Below are 19488 nucleotides of genomic sequence, written 5' to 3' on the forward strand. Positions count from 1 at the left end.
TGAGTGATCGCCCACGTTAAAACCGCCGCTAGGCGGGGGCGATCACTTCCGCTGCTATTGGTTCAGCATATATCTTATCGACAAGGCCCGCCCGGAGCTCCAGCACGCGGCGTTGGTTGATATAACCCTTGTCGGTGATCTCATTTTCTTCGGCAGAGGGCGGCTCATCCAGTAAAATTGCGCGGACGATTTGCATTGAAGATGCCGTGTTGGAGGAATTGAAACTCTTCAACTTATCGGCAATTGCCATCCGTATATCGGGGTGAGCTGTCACTTGTTGATCGGTGAGAGCATCTGCCCCTTTGCCGATGAACTTGCGACAGGCACCAATGTCGGGCCATATCAAGGCGCCCACAAAAGATTTGTCTTGGCCGGTAATCACCATGTCGCTGACCAGCGGCATCATTGCGCCGACCGCTTTGGCCCGAATGGAACCGACTGCGACAAATGTGCCGGTTAGCAATTTGAAATCCTCAGCGACCCGGCTAGCGAAGCGGAAGCCTGCAGAGGGGTTTTGGGGGTCCACAAAAGTCGCGGCATCGCCGGTGCAATAGAAGCCGTCGTCGTCAATCGTTTCTGCATAAAGCGCATCGTTGCCAAGATAGCCCGGGGTTACATTCCCCCCGCGAGCGCGCACTTCATATCGCGTGTCGTCAACGGGAATTAGCTTCATCTCAACCCCCGGAACCGGAACGCCGAGATATCCGCTACCCTCGACAGGCCAATAGAGCTGCGTGATTGATGGACCGGTTTCGGTACAGCCATAGCCGGTCAGGAACGGGGTTCGAAGACCTGTCGCCTGAACCGACAACTCCTGCCATCGCTGCCACAATTCGATTGGTAGGCTGGCTCCCGCATATTGCAGGAACACCAAATTGCGGAAAAAATTGTCCCGCAGGTTTGAGTCTTCTTCGAGCGTAGTCGCAAGCATGGCAAAGCCTGCGGGGACGTCCGAATAGCTGTGAGGGGACATTTCCCGCAGGCTGTCGATGGTCGAATCAAAATGGTCCGGAATCGGACGTCCTTCGTCGATATAATATGTCCCACCTTGTCGCAGGCTGCGGTTGAATAATCCGTTCCCGGCCATTGTGTGATGCCACGGCATCCAGTTCAGCGTGTCAAACGGTCCGCAATGTTCGTCTGGGTGCCAGATCGTGTCGTGATAAGCTTGATTGAGGCACATCATCCGCTGTGTATTGATAATCCCCTTTGGCCATCCGGTGGAACCAGAACTGAAGAGTATCTTTGCGACTGTGTCTGGTCCGGTCCGGGCAAAAGCCTGTTCAACCGCGTCGGTTGGTTCGGTTTCCAGCAATTCGGCAAAGTTGATCAGATCACGATCAGGCAAGTCATCCTCAACCACGATCCAGGGAATGCCGTCTAGTCCGACTGCGGCTATTCCATCAGCATAAGGCGCGGCCTGTTGCGAAAAAATGGCGCTTGGCCGCACAGCATCGACGACTTTCTGTAGCTTGCTCCAGCCTAATTTGTGCAGCGCATATGGCGGCGATATTGGAGCGATGGTCACGCCTACGGTCATCGCACCCATAGCAAGCACAGCATGTTCGATCGAGGCAGGAGACAAGATCAACACCGTCTGCCCCGGTTCAATTGAGTGGTCCAGTAGCCATTGCCCGGCGGCATCCGCCTGTTCGCGCATTTGATGATAGGAAATTTTCCGCCATGCACCTGTAGGATCACGTTGGCCCAGCATTGCCCGGTCTGGCACGTTCGATGACCAGTGACGCAGATAGTTCACGATAGAATTTTCCGCTTCTTGCACCGGGCGTGGGTCACGGATAATGAAGCTGCCATCGAGTTGTTTGATACATTCGGCCAAGGGCTCAATTGTATTGATTTTCCGAAACGGAATGTCCGTTCCTGCTTGTGAGCTTTCTTGTGTTTTAGACAATGTTGGAGCCCTCCCAGTTATCGCCGCGATTGGAAATCACGATCTGTGAAATATAATGGGGGCCGGCTATTCCCGGCCCCAGATATCCTCGCGCCTTGTTGGCTAACGAAGCAGATATTAGGCCATGTCGGGCAAAAACTCGTTCAGTTTTACCTATCAATCCGAGGCGGGTAGTGCTTTCACTTCTTTAAGTGCCAGTTTGCGGCCCGCAAAGGCGAACATCCCAAGCCCCGCCTTGGAGCAAAGTACTTCTAAGCTCGAGTCTGTATCGACATAACGTTTGGCGAGCAGTACGCCGCCGTCCTGCGCTTCGGTGAGTGGTGTAGCATCAGCCGGTTGCTGGTCGGCTAGCGTAACTATCACGCCTCCACATGTTAGTTCGCCTTTGCCCTCTGCTGCGCGGACCACCACACCTTCGGCTGAGCAGACAGCGCTTTTAAACCGCATTCCCGCTTTCATCATTCTGTCCTTTTCATTCGGTTTTTCAAACCCTGTATTCTTCAAAATTTAGCAATGTCATATCATGCACTAGAGATTCTGAAACATCGTCTCTTTTTTGTCCTTCTTGGCAGAAAAATGCAAGATATTTCGTCTGCGAGATTTATATTTCTGCATCACGTTATAAAATTGGTAAATTTATTTTGTGGTGGATTTGCCAAATTGCAGAGTGGGTCTGTTCCTGAATTTTGGAACAGCCCGGACCAGATCGTTATAGTAAATCTCGACAGACGGCTTGGTAGCCCTTATCCAAAACTTAGCCGTAGATTAGCTTAAACAATAAATATGATACAGTGTAGCAATTTTTGCTATCAGACCATGAACGCGACTCGGAAGTGATCCACTGGCAGGTCAGAAACGGTTGTTCCGGGCAAATCGCGTGCTTATTAAATTTTAGAAAGGAATGAACATGAATCTTCAAGATGTTGCGGCTCTCATTACAGGAGGTGCGTCTGGTCTTGGTGCGGCTACCGCACAGATGCTGACACAACAAGGTGCCAAGGTTGCGATACTCGACCTCAATGAGGAACTGGGCGAGAAACTAGCCGCTGAACTGGGCGGCATTTTCGTTAAGGCTGACGTCACAGATGAGGCGCAGGTTACCGCTGCGATAGAGGCGGCGCAGAACAAGCTTGGGCCGCTACGCGTGCTTGTCAATTGTGCTGGCACCGGGACTCCAATGAAAACGGTGAGCAAAGGGCAGGCACACGATTTGGGAACGTTCCGCAAAGTGATAGAGATCAACCTTATCGGTATGTTTAACGTATTGTCCAAAGTGGCAGCAAAAATGACGACACTTGATCCGATTGATGAGGAACGCGGCGTGATTATCAACACAGCGTCGGTTGCTGCTTTTGAAGGTCAAGTTGGTCAGGCTTCCTATTCTGCTTCAAAGGGTGGAATAGTGGGGATGACGTTGCCGATTGCCCGCGACCTTGCACAAAATGGAATACGTGTGGTTACAATCGCCCCCGGTCTGTTCCATACTCCTTTGCTTGGCGCGCTGCCTGAGGAAGCTCAAAAGTCATTGGGTGCACAGGTGCCGTTCCCGAACCGTCTGGGCAAACCATCGGAATATGCGCTTCTTGTAAAATCAATTATCGAAAATCCGATGATTAACGGCGAAACCATTCGTCTTGATGGTGCCATCCGCATGGCTCCGCGCTGATAAGACTGCATCAACGCCCCATCCATCCATTTTAACCGCGATTGGATGGGGCGGAAAGCCGCCAAACTTGGTGGCTTTAATTTAGGCCGTAGGCATCGTGACGTAGTTCAGGGCCAGTCGTCCTCCGTCGGGATATATGGTCTGGCCAGTCATAAACCCTGCATCGGCGCTAGCGAGAAAAGACACGGCGCCGGCTACTTCATCGGCTTCACCAAACCGCCCAAGCGGGGTGCGAGACAGCATGAGGTTATGCAAAGCGTCATCCGCGATAACGGCCTCGGTCATCGCAGTCCGGATTGGTCCCGGACCCACTGAATTTACCCGGATATTATGCGGTGCAAGTGACAGGGCCATGGTTTTCGTCAACATGCCGATGCCTGCCTTGCTCACGCAATAAGGTGCTTGGGTGGGCACGCCCAGCACTGCGCCGACAGAGGATATGAAGATGATAGCGCCCTCTCGTCCGGTGGCTATCATATGTTTGGCAACGGCTTTGCCAAGGATGAACCCGCCTGTCAGATTGACCTTTAGGACAGCATCCCAGTCTGCATCTTCCACATCAAAAAAATCAACATTGGGAGATCCTCGTCCCGCACCGGATACCGCAATATCTATACCGCCGGACTGATCGATAGTGCGGGCGACTGCTTCTCTGATCTGTTCGGGATTGCCTGCATCCGCAACTATTGAAATGACGTCAGAGGTTAGGCTTTTCAGTTCTTTCTCTGCCAGCTTCAACGCGGCCTCGTCGATGTCAACCAGTGCAATTTTGGCTCCTTCAGCGGCGAATCGGCGAGCGGTAGCAAGGCCGATGCCCTTTGCTCCGCCCGTAATCATTAGTGTTTTCTCCGAAAAACGCATGATGGTCTCCTTTTATCCTATTTTTTCCGCGATTCCGTAACGCGCATCTCCTTGGCCAGGGGATTTGAATTTTCGTGGCCGAGTGTTGAGGCTTAAAAACCTCCGGTCACGTAAAGACATTGCCCAGTAATCCAGCTAGATGCGGGCGAAGCAAGAAATACCGCCGCAGCGCCGATATCTTCGGGCGTGCCCAGTCGCCCAAGCGGTACAGGGAAATGCTTTAAAACATCATCTGCCTGATCTTCCGTCATACCGACCGATTCGAGCATGTTGGTGGTCGCGATCGGGCCGGGTGCCAGCGCGTTAACGCGTATACGGGGAGCCAGTTCCAGTGCAAAAGTCTCTGTCAGGCTGTTCACGGCGGCTTTTGCCGCCGAATACGGACCATTCTTAAGGTGTCCGCCAAAGGCTGCCCGTGATGAGAGGTTGATAATTGCCCCCGTGTCCATCAGCCGCGCCGCGCTTACGCAGCCGGCCCACACCGCTTTCAAATTAAGATCGACTTGGGCATCCCATTGTTCCGGTGATGTTTTAGTGAGGAAACGAGGCGTTGCATCGGGCAGTCCACCGGCGTTATTAACCCAGATGTCGAGGCTATTTGGTTGACTGGCGACCAAATCCTCCAACTTGTCCAGACCATTCGGCGCGACAAGATCGGCTACGCAGATTTCGCAATTTCGGCCGAGTGCACGGATCGTTGCTGCGACTTCCTCAAGTTGATTTTGTGTGCGTGCGCTGATCACGATATCGGCACCGGCTTGCGCCAAAGCAATTGCGATTCCTCTGCCAATGCCTCGTCCCGCGCCAGTGACAACTGCGAGTTTACCTTGCAGTGAAAATTTTTCTAAAATTGGCATTACCGACATTCTCTCTATAGTATTTGTCATTATTGACTTGATACATGGGCTATATTCTATGCTAGTGGACAGTTCATCGAAACTTGCTTGGATGCAAGATAAATTGCTACTTGTGCTAATATTTACGCGTGGGCAAGCGGCAAGAGTCCCAAAAACACGTGTTGGAAGAGTAAAATATGCCGGCTCTCGTTGCCAATCCTAACAAATCCCTGTCTTATTCCAGTGAGCAGATTATTGATCGCAGGCGGCGATTGCTGGCGGAAGCGCGGCGGATGATTGCTGAGGGTGGATTAGAAAATTTCAGCATCAGAAAGCTCTGTCAGCGAGCAGATGTTGCTCAACGTACCTTTTATAATGCTTATGAAAGCAAGGACCGTTTGATTGCCTTGGCGATCCGTGAAGCGTATGATGATTTTCAGAAATTCATTTCATATCGTACCGATCCCTTCAGTCTGGAAGGGGTGATTGACCGGACACTTTCTACCAATCGTCGGAATTTCAAAGTTCGCAATTACACGAAGGCAATTGTGTCGATCTACTTTTCCTCGACAACCAGCAACGATATCTGGAAAACCATTCAAGATATGACTCAAACAGGCTGGGCAGATTGGTTTAAAGTATTGAAAGAACAGGGTTTATTCAAGGAATGGGCGGAACCGGACAGGGTTGCCAATGAAATGGCAAATTTACAATATTCCATCATAAGTGACTGGTGTCTTGGACGGCTGCCTGATGAGGAATATCTGTCAGCATTATTCACCGCGACACTTACAATACTCATTGGTGCCACCAAGGGTGAGGTAGCCGATAAGGCTGAGGAGATGCTGCAAACATTTCATATTTCGTGTAAATTACCTGAATTTCCTAAGCCCGCAGGCCGCGTGGACGGGAAAGAAATTAGCGACTGATACTCGCTTCTTGTTTATCTACTTCGCCATTGACGGACTGCATCAGCCATTTTCATTCTGATAGTAGGGCATCGCGATCTTGCCCTTCGTTGGATCGGTGCCCGCCATTCCGAAAGTGATGGGGTGGACGACGTCTGCATCTGTTGCGATATTGATGCAGGTTGGCCGTCCGCTGGCACAGGCGCGAGCAATCGCTGGTCCAATATCTTCGATGCGCTCGACCCGTTCGCCATCGCAGCCCAGTGCGCGGGCAACATCCTCATAGGCTCTGTCGCACAAGTCGACAGCTACTCGGTGTTCTTTGCCAAAAACGAGATCCTGACCATTTTTAGACATTGCCCAGCAGGCGTTGTTCATGATGATCGTGATGATCGGAAGGTTATGCCTTGCCATAGTGTCGAATTCCTGCAGATGAAAACCGATAGCGCCATCTCCAGCAATTAAAAATACCGGCGTTTCAGGGCGCGCTACAGCGGCGCCTATTGCGTAGCCCGGTCCGAATCCAAGCGTACCGAGATAGCCCGCCGTGAGATAGCCGCCTGGCCGCGATGCCCGGTTAAGCGGTTCGCACCACGCCGTCATCTCGCCGCCATCAACGACCACGGTAGCATCCGGAGAAATGGCGTCGAACACTGCTTTAGCCGCATGATGCGGGTGGAGCCGCCCACTGTTGCAGACAGCTTCTTCCTGTTCAAATGGGGCGAAGTTATGTGCTTTCGCGAGGGTAGCGCGCCATTCTGCCAGTTCGGGCCATGACTGCTCTGTTGCGAGTTCATCAAGTAATTCAAAAGTTTCTGCGGCGTCCGCTACAAGTCCAAGCTCTACTGGTGTCATCCTCCCGATCTCACTTGCCTCAATGTCGATCTGTAATAGCCTAGCGTCCTTGGGTATGATTGCATGCGAGCGCCCGCCGAGCAGCAGGCCTGCCCGCGCCCCGGCTAGAATTACCAGATCCGGTCTTGGGGCGCCGGTTGCGTTGAGGACCGCTAACGTCGAGGCGGGCCCGAAATTAGCAGGGTGATCATGGGGTAATAGGCCGTGGGCCTTGCTGTTGGTGACCACCGGAACACCTGTTAGTCGCGCAAAGCGATCAATTGCGGTGCCCGCGCCGGAGGTGATCGCGCCGGTTCCGCCAATGAGAACAGGCCTTTCCGCGGATGCGATGGCTGCGAGAAAATCTTTGGCGTCTTGCGTTGATGGTGCCGGTTTGGCCGGGCTAGAGGGCGTTTCAGCAATGGGAAACAGAACGCGGGGTACCTCGCGGAACATTATATCGATCGGTACCTCCAGCAAGACAGGTCCGGGGCGGCCAGTCTGTGCGATTCGCATGGCCTTCTCCACAATATCCGGAATTCGATCTCCCGATAGGATTCTATGTGCCCATTTGGTTACAGAAACAGCCATTGGCAGTTGCGAAAACCCGCCCTGAAGTTCGTTGGTTTCGGTTTCGCGTGTCGGTGGCGCTCCGGCAATGAACAGCGCTGGCAGGGCATTTGCATAGGCGCTTGCCATCGCCGTCAGCGCATTGGTGAAGGCTGGACCAGCGGTGATCGCGCAGACGCCAACAGTATCTGGTTTAAGCATGCCCATCACTTCTGCTGCATGGCCCGCGGTGGCTTCGTGCCGCGTGTCAATTAGCCGAATGCCAAGGGAAGCACAGCCGATTAAAAGGGGGTCTAAATGCCCACCATGCAGCATAAACATGTCTCGCACACCCAGCCTGTGAAGGCTTTCTGCTAATAATATACCACCGATCATGGACAGCTCCGCTTAGATAGGTTATTTCTGCATCATGTTGCAGTAAGTACTCGCAGCTAGTGGTTGTATCACGTCGCTGTCAAGAGCGGATGAAATTGTTCAGGAGCATATTTCTAACCGCCGCACATGTTGATGTGGAGCTCCGACGATCGGAAAGGCCGCTTTCGCGCGCGTTAGGGGCGAGAGGAATAAGGAAGGAGAGTCGGGTTGACGCTAAAGTAAAATTAATACACATTGCATTATTGAGAAATTTGCATGATGTAGTTAATATTGAAATGTCGGAGTCGCACTCATTCTTGGGCCTCGGACAGCTAGAGATGTAGATTAGGAGAACGCGTAGCAATTTATGTGAAATCAGTTAGCCGGAAAATGTGTAACGGACACAAATAGGCCGTCGCGGTGGTTCTGGGCTTTGCCTTTCTCGCCGCCTCAATTGGCTCGGTCCGACGTGTGATGGATGAACTGATGAATCAATGGGCCTGATCCAAAGGGCCATTATGCTGGAATTTAAGTTGTGTAATTCGGTGATCGGGTCAGTCGGGTCCGATGCTGCAGATCAAAGAAAAGGAATTGATAATGTCAGAAGATAGCGAAAAATTTAGTTTCGGAGCCGAAATGGGCGTTGATGAAACTCAGGTCGGCGGTTGGCTGGTCGGGGCGTTCAAGGACGGTGGCAAGGTCGTGCCGGCCGCCGATCTTCAGGGAACAAGCGAGCTTACCAAGGACATTAAAATCATTGATGTTGATACGCATTTTACGGAAAAAGGCGATCTTTGGACCTCTCGTATGCCTGCAAGCATGAAGGATCGTACTCCTTATATGAAGCGTGAAGGCTCTATGGATTACTGGTTCATTGGCGATAAGCTGATTTCGCCTGCTGGCGCTTCGGTGATTGATAAAGACCGCAACAAGCGTCTGGGGCGCCTCAGCATCCCGAGGGTAGAAGATATTCATCCTGCAGCCTATGATGTTAAGGAACGCTTGAAATTTATGGATGATTTGGGCGTTCATGCTCAGATTTGTTACCCGAATGGCTTTGCTTCGTCGTCCGTCAGTTTGCTGAACTGGGTCGACAAGGACTTCGCCGAAGAACTGATCAGGGTTTATAATGACGATCGCGGTGATGCACAGAAGCAATCTGGCGGGCGCCTTCTTCCAATGGCATTGCTTCCTGTCTGGGACAGCAAAGCAATGGGCAAAGAAGCACTGCGCTGTGTTGAAGAATATGACGTAAAAGGCTTTAACCTGCCCGATCGTCCAGAACAGTTCGGCCTGCCGACATTTAACGATGATCACTGGGCACCACTGTTCGAACTTTGCAATGACAAAGAAATCCCGATCAATTTCCACATTGCGACCGGTGGTATTGATGGTTTTGCTGTGACTTGGAAAGATCTCGACTTCCAGAAGAAACTCGCAGTTGGCGCAATGCTGTTCTACATCGGCAATGCGGCTACTTTGGCAAACTTCATTGTTAGTGGCTTGCTTGACAAATATCCTAAATTGAAGATTGTCTCGGTAGAAAGCGGCATTGGCTGGATTCCGTTCCTGCTCGAAGCGTTAGAGTATCAGGTCGATGAGATGATGCCTGATCACAACATGCAGCGACGCCCGGTTGAATATTTCAAAGACCAAATGTTTGCGTCTTTCTGGTTTGAGAAAATTGCGCCTTCTAAGATGCTCGATCTGATCGGCCCGGACAATGTTATGTTCGAAACCGATTTTCCACATCCGACAGCGCTTTATCCTGATCCTCAGGCGCATCTCAGCGAAGTTCTTGCCGATGTAGATCCAGTGCATGTGCGTAAGATTTTGCAGGAAAATGCACAGCGTTGCTATAACATTGAGCTTTAATTTAGAACTTTAATTAAATTTGCTGTGGGTTCGCTTGCGAGCCCACAGCAAATGATTAGTAACGGAAGAGTGCAATGTACCCATCTGATGCCAATATTGTCGGAATTTATGAACATCCCACTCGCAAGGCGGACGGGATTTCTCTGGCTCAATTACACGCCGATGTCGCCAAAGGGGCGGTCGAGGATGCCGGGCTGAGCCTGTCTGACGTTGATGGCTATTTCTGCGGAGCGGACGCTCCCGGAATCGGCGCAATGACGATGGCTCAATATATGGGGCTGGATCTGCGTTATACTGATAGTACGGAAACAGGTGGCTCAAGCTATATCGGGCATGTTCATCACGCCGCTCTAGCTATTGCTGCGGGCAAATGTGATGTCGCGTTAATAACTTGCGCGGATAATCAAGTTGCCAGCAGGAAATTTATAGGCCTTGGCGGCGTGGATTGGCGCGGGGCACCAGAGCAGCCATTTGAGGATGGCTATTATTTCGGGCCCGCCGCGCTGTATGGCATGGTGGCCCAGCGGCATATGCACGAATTCGGCACGACTGCGGAGCAGATGGCTTGGGTAAAAGTCGCGGCTTCGCATCATGCGCAACATAATCCCAATGCCTTATTGCGGGATGTTGTTACTGTGGAGGATGTCATTTCTTCGCCTATTGTGGCTTCTCCTCTGCACCGGCTGGACTGCTGCGTGATGAGCGATGGCGGCGGTGCAGTTGTTTTGGCGCGGCCTGAGATCGCTAAAAATCTCAAACGTCCGAACGTTCGTCTGCGCGGTGCCGGTGAGGCAGTAAAGCATAATGCAGGCGGTAAGATTGATCTGAGCTATTCGGCTGGGCGTGAATCGAGCCGATCTGCTTTTGCTGAAGCTGGGGTTACGCCAGCGGATATTCGCTATGCTTCGCTTTACGATAGTTTCACCATCACAGTTATCATGCAGCTGGAAGATTTAGGTTTCTGTGAAAAGGGTGAGGGAGGGCGTTTCGTTGCTGACGGAAACCTCATTTCCGGCGTAGGCAAGTTGCCATTTAACACTGACGGCGGCGGATTGTGCAACAATCACCCCGGCAATAGGGGCGGTATCACCAAGCTGCTGGAGGCTGTTCGCCAATTGCGCGGTGAGGCGCACCCCGCTGTGCAGGTTCCTGATTGTTCGCTTGCCGTGGCACATGGCACGGGCGGCTCGCTCGCTGGCTATCATGGCTCGGCCACTGCAATTCTCGAAAGGGTCTGAATTCCATGTCTGAAAATGTCCCACTTCCTAAAGCGCCGGAAATTTGGCCCGAAGTAACACCCTATTGGGATGCTGCGGCCGAAGGGCGGCTAGTAGTTATGCGCTGCATTTCATGCGAAAAGCATTATGTCCATCCGCGTCCTTTCTGCCCGCATTGTGGCAGTGACCATACCGAATGGTGCGATGCGGCCGGCACAGGCACGATTTACACCTTCACGATTACGGATCGAGCACCAGTGTTTAAGGTTCCTGCAATGGTGCAGCTAGCAGAGGGCCCGATCATGATGACGGCAATTGTAGATTGTGATCCGGCCTCTGTGGAAATCGGTCAGCAGGTAAGCGTCGCCTTTCAGCCAACCGAAGATGGCCCACCGCTGCCTGTATTTAAACCGGCCTGATCATTTGCTTCATTGGGGGATAAGAAAATGAGCGCCCATCCACCCCGTCTCGATGTCGGTTCGCTGCTGGTGCAGATTGAGAATACGCCCGGGATAGACAGTTTACGTTCGCTTGATGGTGCGCTGGGTAGCGCCGACAGTGAATTGACCGAGGCCATTCTTGAACAAGCGGCGGATTTCTGCGCCGGTGAAATTGCCCCGATAAATCATATTGCTGATCAACAGGGATGCGGGTTAACCGATGGCCGTGTTGTCGTACCTCAACCGTTCAAGCAGGCATGGGACTCTTATGTTGCACTGGGCTGGCCAACTCTAGATTTGCCTGAGGAAGTTGGCGGCCAGGGTCTGCCCTTGTTCTTATCCTCCACTGTGCAACAATTGCTGGATGGCTCATGCGCAGCATTTGCGATGCTTCCGGTTTTGCTGAGATCGGCGGCGCGCTTAATTTTTGCGCATGGCTCTAAAGAAATGCAGGCGGAGTGGCTGCCCCGTCTGGTGTCAGGCGAATGGGCTGCGACCATTTGTATTTCAGAATCGGATGCCGGGTCCGACGTCGCGCGCGCGCGAACAACCGCTGTCCCCAATGAAGATGGCAGCTGGTCTGTCAGCGGCGAGAAAATGTGGATCAGCTTTGGCGATCATGATTTATGCCCGCGTATCGGCCATTGTGTGGTGGCGCGTACAGAAGGCGGGCTCAGCCTGTTTCTGGTACCGAATACCCTTGATGATGGTTCGCCCAACGCAGTATTTGTGCGCCGGATTGAAAAAAAGCTTGGCCTGCACGGCTCGCCGACCTGCCAGCTTGGTCTTGAAGGGGCAAAAGGTTGGTTGATCGGGGACGAAGGACGGGGCTTGTCCCAGCTTTTTGTCATGATCGTGAACATGCGGCTTTGCGTTGGCGCCCAAGGGCTTGGGCTTGCGGCTTCGGCTGTTCAGACGGCCCATGATTATGCAGCTGAGCGCCGTCAGGGCGGTCCATCAGGTGCGCCGCCGGTTACAATCGACAGTCATCCAGATGTTCAGCGCATGTTGCTGGATATGACGGCGAAGCTTGAGGTCCTGCGCGGACTTGGCCTGTTGCTTGGTGTGCACGCAGACCTTGCCGTGCATGACCGAGACAAAGAATATCGCAAGCAATCATCGGCTTTGGTTGCCTTCCTGTTGCCTATTTACAAAACGCTGGCAGGCGGGGCTGGTTTCGAACTGGCGAGCGAGGCGATACAGGTTCTGGGCGGGGCCGGATATACTGATGAATGGCCGCTGGAACAGGCGCTGCGCGACGGTCGGGTCGCAACAATTTTTGAAGGCACGACCGGTATGCAGGCGCTGGATCTGCTACATCGACGATTGTGGCAGGATCAATCCGCAGGGCTTGATATTTTCCTCAAGATGGCACGTGAAGATCTTGCCACGCATGACAGCACAAGTGCGGATGTTGCGCTCGATTGTTGCGAGTTGTTGGAGCAGGCAGCTGCCCGTCTTGCTGCGATGCGTGCTGATACTGCTGCGGCCGAAGCAGGGGCGACAGCCTTTCTTGAACTGGCGGGGCTAGCAGCATTAGGATGGATCGCTGCTCGGCTGACCGCAGTGGAAGGTAGCGGAGAGGCGGAAAATAGGCTGCGCGCGGCTGGGAAATGGTATTTGCGCGATCTGGTTGCCCGCTGCGCTGCGCTAGATGTGCAAATTTCCGCCAATGCTGCATGCGCTGATCTATTCCGCCAAATTACTGCCGGAAACGGGAACGCGTCCGCTTAGGGGCCATTGGGTAGAGATGTTATGATTGAATTGGAATTGAAACTCAGCGCTGAAGACAGCGCTTTTCGCGAGGAGGTGCGCCGCTTCCTTGCTGAGAAATTCACACCTGAACTGCGCAAGGAAACGGAGCTGCAAACGGGGGTTTTTGCCGACGGAAGTCTGGCTGCCCAATGGCACCGGATATTGTTTGAACGCGGCTGGGCGGCAACCGGCTGGCCGGAAGAATATGGCGGGGCGGGTTTTACAGCAACGCAGCAATATATTTTTAACGATGAATGCGCGCGCGCCGGAACGCCCAATTTGCCGGTTGCGGGGGTCAGATTATGCGGCCCCGTATTGATCGAATTTGGTACACAGGAGCAGAAGGATGTTTTCCTTCCGAAAATTCTGTCTGGCGAACATGTCTGGTGTCAGGGCTATTCCGAACCGCAGGCAGGGTCCGATCTAGCGGCACTGGAGTGCAAAGCGGAGCGGGACGGGGATGATTTTGTCGTCAATGGACAGAAAATCTGGACCACCCATGCCCAGTTTGCGCAGTGGATTTTTGTACTCGTACGCACATCACGCGAGGGGCCGCGTCAGGCCGGCATCAGTTTTCTGTTGGTGCCGATGGACGCGCCGGGTGTCACGGTACGACCGATCCTTTCGATGTCGGGCGAACATGAAGTCAACGAGGTGTTCTTCGACGAAGTGCGGGTTCCTGCGACCAATCTCGTTGGCGATGAAAACCAAGGCTGGAAAGTGGCTAAATTCCTGCTCCTTAACGAACGCGGCAGTGGTTCTGGCGCGGCCTATCTCAAAAATGCACTCGGCTTGCTGAACAAGATAATCGCGGCTGACGGTCCATTTTCCGTAGCCGCATCTGACCCTGCATTTGCAGGGCGCCTGGCGGAGGTTGAAATCGAAATCGCTGCACTGGAACAGTCAGAGCATAGCTTGCTGGAGGCCATAAGGCGTGGGGAGATGGCACGAGGCGATACATTGGCATCGGTCCACAAGCTTCACGTGAGCCATATCATGCAGGCAATCACCGAACTGGAAGTGGATGCAATCGGTGCATATGCCCAGATCGATCAGGGGCCAGTGCTGTTCGGAAAGGCTGAAGCCTCCGCTCATGTTCCGCCGCGAGCGATGACACCGGTTGCTCACTATTTGAACATGCGGGCAATTACCATTTTTGGCGGTTCGAGCGAGATCCAGCGCAATATCCTTACCCGGACGGCGCTGGGTATCTGATGGCGGACATGAAGGCAGACGATATGGAACAGCAGGACGAACAGCGCGAATTGCTCGCTTCAATTGGCGATCTGGTGGAACGGGTCTTGGGCGATAGGCACGATGTTTTGTGCGGCACTGGCTTTGATCGCGAAATGTGGGAAAAGCTTGGTGGTGAGCTAGGTTTGCTTGCCGCCGCGCTGCCAGAGGCTCTGGGCGGAATGGAAGCCGGACCCGCTGCCCATGCGATATTAATGGAGGGCTTCGGCCGACATCTGGTGGCGCAGCCTTATTTGTCGACGATGGTCATGGCCTCCGCGCTGCTCGACCCTGCGGATACAGGTGGGGCGCAATGGCTGTCTGCTGCTGCACAGGGCGAAATGATTATTGTGCCTGCTTTGGCTGATGGCCCCGATGATCATGCCCTTCAATCCGCCAATACTGTCGTAGATATGGGGACGGAGGAACTGGTGCTGCGCGGGAGCAAAATTTTGGTTCGCGATGCACCGTTGGCCGACCATTTTGTGGTTTTGGCCCGTCAGGAGAATGGTGAGTCAGAGTCACAAATCCTGTTGATGGTTGCAGCGGACGCGCAAGGTGTGACGCGCGAGGATTTTCAGATGATCGACGGTGCTACTGGTAGCCATCTTCATTTTGACGAAGTCCGGCTTTCCCGGTCTTGCGTGATTGCTAACGGAGAAGAGGCGCGCGGGCGTGCCGAGCAGGCGATGGATGACGGAACTGTGGCGGTCTGTGCTGAGGCAGTTGGAATTATGCAGGCGATGCTCGACCAGACAATTGAATACACAAAACAGCGGGTGCAATTTGGGCAGCCACTTTCTGCATTTCAGGTGCTGCAGCATCGCATGGTCGATATGTCAGTTGTGATTGAGCAAGCGCAGAGCATCACGCAGTTGGCACGGGGCAAGCTTCATAGCTGGGATCGGGCGACGGCAACATCGGCTTGTATGGCATTGGTGGCAAAAGCATGCCGCCGCGTTGCACAGGATGCGGTGCAAATTCATGGCGCAATTGGCATTGCAGATGAAACACCGATCAGCGGCTATTTTCGCCGGGCACTTGCCATCGAAAAACAATTTGGCGGAAAACAATTTCACCTGCAGCGTTATATGAAAGGATCGCATCTTTCCTGACGCAGAGCATAAATTGCACAGCATGTTAAAATTGTAGATGCGTGATCGATTCTGCTGTGATACTGTCCGGTTAGAATGTTCCTATTTCGATTGTGAAAGACAAATCTAGGGGCATGTTGCGAAGGCCACTGAACGAATTGGGAGAGAATGATGGATAGGCAAACTGGTTCCAAACCTATTGAGGATTTTAACTTTCTCGATCCAGCAGTGCTGGATGACCCATTCGAATATTATGGAGCGCTGCACGAACAGGCGCCAGTATATAAAATGCCCGAAACCGGCATGTATATCGTCGCTGGATATGATGATCTTCGTAAAGTTTTGCTGGATACCAAAACCTTTTCCAACAATATGGATGGTTATGGCATGCTTCAGGGTGAAAACTGGAAGGTCCATCAAGAAATATTGGAAGCGCGCGGTTGGCCCGACCTAGCAACGCTGAATTTCACCGATCCACCAGCTCATACGCGTTATCGCCGCATTGCCGACACTATCTTCAATGCCAAACGGATTGCGGCACTCAGCGGCCGTATTGAACAATTATGCCATGCGATGATTGATCGCTTCATCGAACGCGGCGAATGCGAATTTGTCAGCGAATTCGCCTTTCCGCTCGTGGGCACGATTATATCAGAGCAGCTCGGCCTTGAGTCCGACCAGATGGCTCAGTTCAAAAAATGGGGCGAGGCGATCATGGCCCCTACCAGCCGGGTGATGACTGTCGAGGAGTTGCGGGAAAATGCCGATACCATTGTCGAGATGCAGCAATTTATTGCCGGCAAGTTGGAAGAACGGCGCAAGGAGCCGCGCGAAGATTTGATTTCTGCATTGGTGTCCGCACGCGCCGATGATGGCGAAGAGCTGAACATGCTCGAACTGCAAAGCCTGATGCGCCAGTTTCTGTCAGGCACATATGAATCAGTCGTGACGATGATTTCGCATGGCATGCTTATTTTGCTGCGCAATCCCGACGTGATGGCGCGTTTGCGGGCGGATATGTCGCGTGTCCCCGATTTTGTCGAAGAGGCGCTGCGCTATGATTCTCCGGTTCCGGGGTTGGCGCGGCTGGTGACTTGCGACACGCAGGTTGGGGGCGTTGATATTCCCGCCGGTTCAATCGTGATGACGCGCTATGCGGCGGCCAATCGTGATCCTGCCAAATTTGAATGCCCGCATAAATTCGATATTGATCGCAATAATAAAGCCCATCTCGCCTTCGGTAACGGCCCGCATTTTTGCGTTGGCAGGGCGCTTGCGCGGCGCGAACTCAATATGGCTTTCACGGCGCTGCTGACGCGGATGAGTGATATCGAATTGGCGCGACCGCTACCCGATATTATTCATATTCCCCATGTGCTGTTACGACCGATGAAGGAATTGCCGATACGGTTTACCAAAATCGACGCGGCTTGACGGTAGGTGCGGCCGAACGGACTCATTAAACGGCGTGATGTATCGCCCTCTTTCTGGCGCACATGCATGCGCGCGGCGCGCTCACCTCAATTACGTTCACATTCAAGGGGAGCGTCAGCCGCCCACCAACGCCGCAAGTTCGCGTGCAAAAGGGTCGTCCGCCGGCCCGCCGCTGGAGGGGCCAGCAGCCATAGGCCGCGTTTCGGCCGGAACTTCGCGGATCAATTCAAGGTCGTGGATACCCGTGCGGTGAAGGATTTGCCAACCTTGTTCGGTGCGGATCAGACGGTCGACATAACGACCCTTGACCAGCACTTCTTCCAACATACCCTCCTGCTTGTCGGTGCGATTATAGGCGACGAAATGGCAGTCGCTGGCCGCTCTGTCACCCCTAATGACGATGCGCGGTGTGGAGATCATGTGCGTAATTCCAACGCGCCCTTTCAGCCACGCAAGGGCCGGGGCGATCCATTCACTCGAGGGGCCGACATAGCCGCCATGATCGTGGGTCGCATCGGTATGGAAACAAGTGCGCAGCGCAGCTTCGTCGATCCGGTCACAGGCCGCGCAATAGGCGAGCAACAGGTCGGTGATCGACTGACGATCGGCCAATTCGGTTACAATGATATTCAGGTCTTGCATGGAGGTTCCTCTGGTCATCGCCATTTTATGGCGTGTGGATGACTATGAACGATAATGCTATTTTAGGAAAGCAGGTTTCAATGGATTTTAGTGGCAAAAATGTTTTGATTGTGGGTGGTTCCAGCGGGATTGGTAACGGGGTAGCCCATGCCTTTCGGAACCGAGGAGCACAGGTTTGCGTGTGGGGCACGCGTTCGTCAGCTGCCGACTATGCAGGTGAGGAAGGTAGCGACCTTAGCGGACTGTCTTATGCTTGTGTCGATGTGGCTGATTTTGATGCGGTGACCAATGCGGCCGATCCGTTTGACCGGTTGGATGTGCTGGTGCTGTGTCAGGGCACGGTGATCTATGAGCGCGGCGAGTTCGAGATGGCTGGCTTCGAAAAGGTGATGACCGTTAATCTGAGCAGCATGATGGCTTGCGCGACACGATTTCACGATATGCTGGCCGATGGGGGCGGTTCACTTGTCATGCTCAGTTCTAACGCGGCCTATCGTACCACATTGGGCAACCCGGCTTATAATGCGTCAAAGGCTGGCGTATTGGGGCTGGTTCGTTCGCTGTCACAGGCTTGGATCGGTGAAGGCATTCGTGTCAACGGGGTCGCGCCTGGGTTGGTCGATACCAAGCTTACTAAGGTCATGACTGAACATCCCGAACGACGGAAATGGGCCCTGAGCATGATTCCGTCGAAACGGCTCGGGACTCCGGACGATATAGCGGGCGCGGTATTGTATCTGGCCTCTCCTTTAGCCGATTATGTCGTCGGGCAGACGATAACCGTTGATGGTGGTGCCTCGCTGTGAGTGATAATCTGGTCGATCAGGCGCGCCTTTGCGAATGGATGGATAAGGAAGGGCTGGGGGCTGGACCGCTTGAAAACTTAAAACGTCTTACCGGCGGTACGCAGAATATATTGCTGAGCTTTTCCCGTGCAGGCAGGCCCTATGTTCTGCGCCATCCGCCCAAAACAACTATTGCGGACGGTGACGAGACGATGCGCCGTGAAGCCCGCGTTCTCGCTGCCATTGCAGATACCGATGTGCCGCATGCGCGTCTGATCGCGGCATGTGGTGATCCCGGCGTGATCGGGGCCGCATTTTACCTGATGGAGCCGGTGGACGGTTTTAACGCAACTGTCGCTTTGCCGCCATTGCATGCGGGAGACCCAGCAATCCGACGGCAAATGGGATTCGAGATTGTCGATGCGGTCGCGAAGCTCGGCCGGGTGGATGCCATTGCTGTGGGGTTGAGTGATTTTGGCAAGGTCGAGAATTTCCTGACACGTCAAACTAGCCGTTGGAAGAGCCAGTTAGATGGCTACGCACGCTTCACGGAATGGGATGGGCCAGATGCGCTGCCCGGTGTTGATGTGATCGGACATTGGCTTGAAACAAATTGTCCTGCGAGTTTTACGCCGGGCATCATGCACGGCGATTACCACCTCGCTAATGTGATGTATCGTAATGACGGCCCCCAGATTGCGGCAATTGTCGATTGGGAACTTGCGACGCTGGGAGATCCCCTGATTGACCTCGGCTGGTTGCTGGCGACATGGCCCGGCGATGATGTCGATCAGGCGCGATTGCCAGTTACGCCATGGGACGGATTTCCCGAAGCAGACGAGCTGGTCGAATATTATGCTGCACATAGCAGCAGGGATATGAATGGCTTGCTGTGGTACAAGGTTCTGGCCTGCTATAAGCTGGGTATCCTGCTCGAAGGAACCTATGCGCGCGCCGCCGCCGGTAAAGCGGACCCTGGCGTAGGCCGCATGCTTCATGACCAGACTATTTTCCTGTTTCAGCGCGCCTTGCGCTGGCTTGAGCAGAATGCGTAATTCATTAAATTGAGGAG

At 53.4% G+C, this 19488-nt stretch carries 17 protein-coding genes; 11 read left to right on the forward strand and 6 right to left on the reverse strand.

The features are described 5' to 3' along the window. Positions 1-28: 28 nt before the first annotated feature. Positions 29-1912, reverse strand: a complete 1884-nt coding sequence (locus V7676_RS07935; protein ID WP_335659151.1) for a feruloyl-CoA synthase — start codon at positions 1910-1912, stop codon at positions 29-31. 156 nt (positions 1913-2068) lie between these two features. Beyond that, positions 2069-2374, reverse strand: a complete 306-nt coding sequence (locus V7676_RS07940; RefSeq protein WP_335659152.1) for a hypothetical protein — start codon at positions 2372-2374, stop codon at positions 2069-2071. 445 nt (positions 2375-2819) lie between these two features. On the opposite strand from V7676_RS07940, the gene V7676_RS07945 reads away from it, so the two are divergent. Beyond that, on the forward strand, positions 2820-3578 hold the full coding sequence (locus tag V7676_RS07945; protein ID WP_335659153.1) for a 3-hydroxyacyl-CoA dehydrogenase: 759 nt from the start codon (positions 2820-2822) through the stop codon (positions 3576-3578). Between the two features lie 81 nt (positions 3579-3659). Here V7676_RS07945 and V7676_RS07950 read toward each other — a convergent pair whose 3' ends face one another. Further along, positions 3660-4439, reverse strand: coding sequence for an SDR family NAD(P)-dependent oxidoreductase (locus V7676_RS07950; protein WP_335659154.1), 780 nt, complete (start codon positions 4437-4439; stop codon positions 3660-3662). Between the two features lie 92 nt (positions 4440-4531). Continuing rightward, on the reverse strand, positions 4532-5296 hold the full coding sequence (locus tag V7676_RS07955; RefSeq protein ID WP_335659155.1) for an SDR family NAD(P)-dependent oxidoreductase: 765 nt from the start codon (positions 5294-5296) through the stop codon (positions 4532-4534). A 251-nt stretch (positions 5297-5547) separates the two neighbouring features. On the opposite strand from V7676_RS07955, the gene V7676_RS07960 reads away from it, so the two are divergent. Further along, complete coding sequence (locus V7676_RS07960; RefSeq protein WP_335659156.1) at positions 5548-6204, forward strand: TetR/AcrR family transcriptional regulator; 657 nt, start codon at positions 5548-5550, stop codon at positions 6202-6204. Positions 6205-6246: 42 nt separating this feature from the next. Here V7676_RS07960 and V7676_RS07965 read toward each other — a convergent pair whose 3' ends face one another. Next, positions 6247-7962 (reverse strand): thiamine pyrophosphate-binding protein, encoded by a 1716-nt coding sequence (locus V7676_RS07965; RefSeq protein ID WP_335659157.1) that lies wholly within the window; start codon positions 7960-7962, stop codon positions 6247-6249. Between the two features lie 576 nt (positions 7963-8538). Between V7676_RS07965 and V7676_RS07970 the strand changes: the two genes are divergently transcribed. The 7 genes from V7676_RS07970 to V7676_RS08000 all read left to right on the forward strand — a co-directional run bounded on the left by V7676_RS07970 (position 8539) and on the right by V7676_RS08000 (position 16989). Next, positions 8539-9816: an amidohydrolase family protein gene (locus V7676_RS07970; RefSeq protein WP_335659158.1), complete on the forward strand. Its 1278-nt coding sequence runs from the start codon at positions 8539-8541 to the stop codon at positions 9814-9816. A gap of 74 nt (positions 9817-9890) precedes the next feature. Then, the gene (locus tag V7676_RS07975; RefSeq protein WP_335659159.1) at positions 9891-11054 is read left to right on the forward strand and encodes a thiolase domain-containing protein; all 1164 of its coding nucleotides are present in this window, start codon (positions 9891-9893) and stop codon (positions 11052-11054) included. Between the two features lie 5 nt (positions 11055-11059). After that, entirely contained in the window at positions 11060-11452 is a 393-nt protein-coding gene (locus V7676_RS07980) for a Zn-ribbon domain-containing OB-fold protein (RefSeq protein WP_335659160.1), read from the forward strand. Between the two features lie 27 nt (positions 11453-11479). Beyond that, the gene (locus V7676_RS07985) at positions 11480-13207 is read left to right on the forward strand and encodes an acyl-CoA dehydrogenase family protein (protein WP_335659161.1); all 1728 of its coding nucleotides are present in this window, start codon (positions 11480-11482) and stop codon (positions 13205-13207) included. Between the two features lie 21 nt (positions 13208-13228). Further along, a complete protein-coding gene (locus tag V7676_RS07990; protein ID WP_335659162.1) occupies positions 13229-14443 on the forward strand; it encodes an acyl-CoA dehydrogenase family protein in 1215 nt (404 codons plus the stop codon). Beyond that, positions 14443-15576 (forward strand): acyl-CoA dehydrogenase, encoded by a 1134-nt coding sequence (locus V7676_RS07995; protein WP_335659163.1) that lies wholly within the window; start codon positions 14443-14445, stop codon positions 15574-15576. Before V7676_RS07990 ends, V7676_RS07995 begins: the two co-directional genes overlap by 1 nt. A 147-nt stretch (positions 15577-15723) precedes the next feature. Further along, on the forward strand, positions 15724-16989 hold the full coding sequence (locus V7676_RS08000; protein WP_335659164.1) for a cytochrome P450: 1266 nt from the start codon (positions 15724-15726) through the stop codon (positions 16987-16989). 114 nt (positions 16990-17103) lie between these two features. On the opposite strand, the gene V7676_RS08005 is transcribed toward V7676_RS08000, so the two are convergent. Next, positions 17104-17631, reverse strand: coding sequence for a nuclear transport factor 2 family protein (locus V7676_RS08005; protein WP_335659165.1), 528 nt, complete (start codon positions 17629-17631; stop codon positions 17104-17106). A gap of 44 nt (positions 17632-17675) precedes the next feature. Here V7676_RS08005 and V7676_RS08010 point away from each other — a divergent pair, with 44 nt between their 5' ends. After that, on the forward strand, positions 17676-18437 hold the full coding sequence (locus V7676_RS08010) for an SDR family NAD(P)-dependent oxidoreductase (protein WP_335659166.1): 762 nt from the start codon (positions 17676-17678) through the stop codon (positions 18435-18437). After that, entirely contained in the window at positions 18434-19471 is a 1038-nt protein-coding gene (locus V7676_RS08015; protein WP_335659167.1) for a phosphotransferase family protein, read from the forward strand. Before V7676_RS08010 ends, V7676_RS08015 begins: the two co-directional genes overlap by 4 nt. Positions 19472-19488: the final 17 nt, after the last annotated feature.

This window comes from Parasphingorhabdus sp., from assembly GCF_036963805.1.
GTDB lineage: Bacteria > Pseudomonadota > Alphaproteobacteria > Sphingomonadales > Sphingomonadaceae > Parasphingorhabdus.

Bases quoted from the DNA above. Each gene is read 5' to 3' on its own strand.
- V7676_RS08010 (WP_335659166.1), top strand. From the start codon at position 17,676: ATGAACGATAATGCTATTTTAGGAAAGCAGGTTTCAATGGATTTTAGT.
- V7676_RS07995 (WP_335659163.1), top strand. From the start codon at position 14,443: ATGGCGGACATGAAGGCAGACGATATGGAACAGCAGGACGAACAGCGC.
- V7676_RS07950 (WP_335659154.1), bottom strand. From the start codon at position 4,439: ATGCGTTTTTCGGAGAAAACACTAATGATTACGGGCGGAGCAAAGGGC.
- V7676_RS07955 (WP_335659155.1), bottom strand. From the start codon at position 5,296: ATGCCAATTTTAGAAAAATTTTCACTGCAAGGTAAACTCGCAGTTGTC.
- V7676_RS07975 (WP_335659159.1), top strand. From the start codon at position 9,891: ATGTACCCATCTGATGCCAATATTGTCGGAATTTATGAACATCCCACT.
- V7676_RS07985 (WP_335659161.1), top strand. From the start codon at position 11,480: ATGAGCGCCCATCCACCCCGTCTCGATGTCGGTTCGCTGCTGGTGCAG.
- V7676_RS08000 (WP_335659164.1), top strand. From the start codon at position 15,724: ATGATGGATAGGCAAACTGGTTCCAAACCTATTGAGGATTTTAACTTT.
- V7676_RS07940 (WP_335659152.1), bottom strand. From the start codon at position 2,374: ATGATGAAAGCGGGAATGCGGTTTAAAAGCGCTGTCTGCTCAGCCGAA.
- V7676_RS07970 (WP_335659158.1), top strand. From the start codon at position 8,539: ATGTCAGAAGATAGCGAAAAATTTAGTTTCGGAGCCGAAATGGGCGTT.
- V7676_RS08005 (WP_335659165.1), bottom strand. From the start codon at position 17,631: ATGCAAGACCTGAATATCATTGTAACCGAATTGGCCGATCGTCAGTCG.
- V7676_RS07990 (WP_335659162.1), top strand. From the start codon at position 13,229: ATGATTGAATTGGAATTGAAACTCAGCGCTGAAGACAGCGCTTTTCGC.
- V7676_RS07980 (WP_335659160.1), top strand. From the start codon at position 11,060: ATGTCTGAAAATGTCCCACTTCCTAAAGCGCCGGAAATTTGGCCCGAA.
- V7676_RS07945 (WP_335659153.1), top strand. From the start codon at position 2,820: ATGAATCTTCAAGATGTTGCGGCTCTCATTACAGGAGGTGCGTCTGGT.
- V7676_RS07965 (WP_335659157.1), bottom strand. From the start codon at position 7,962: ATGATCGGTGGTATATTATTAGCAGAAAGCCTTCACAGGCTGGGTGTG.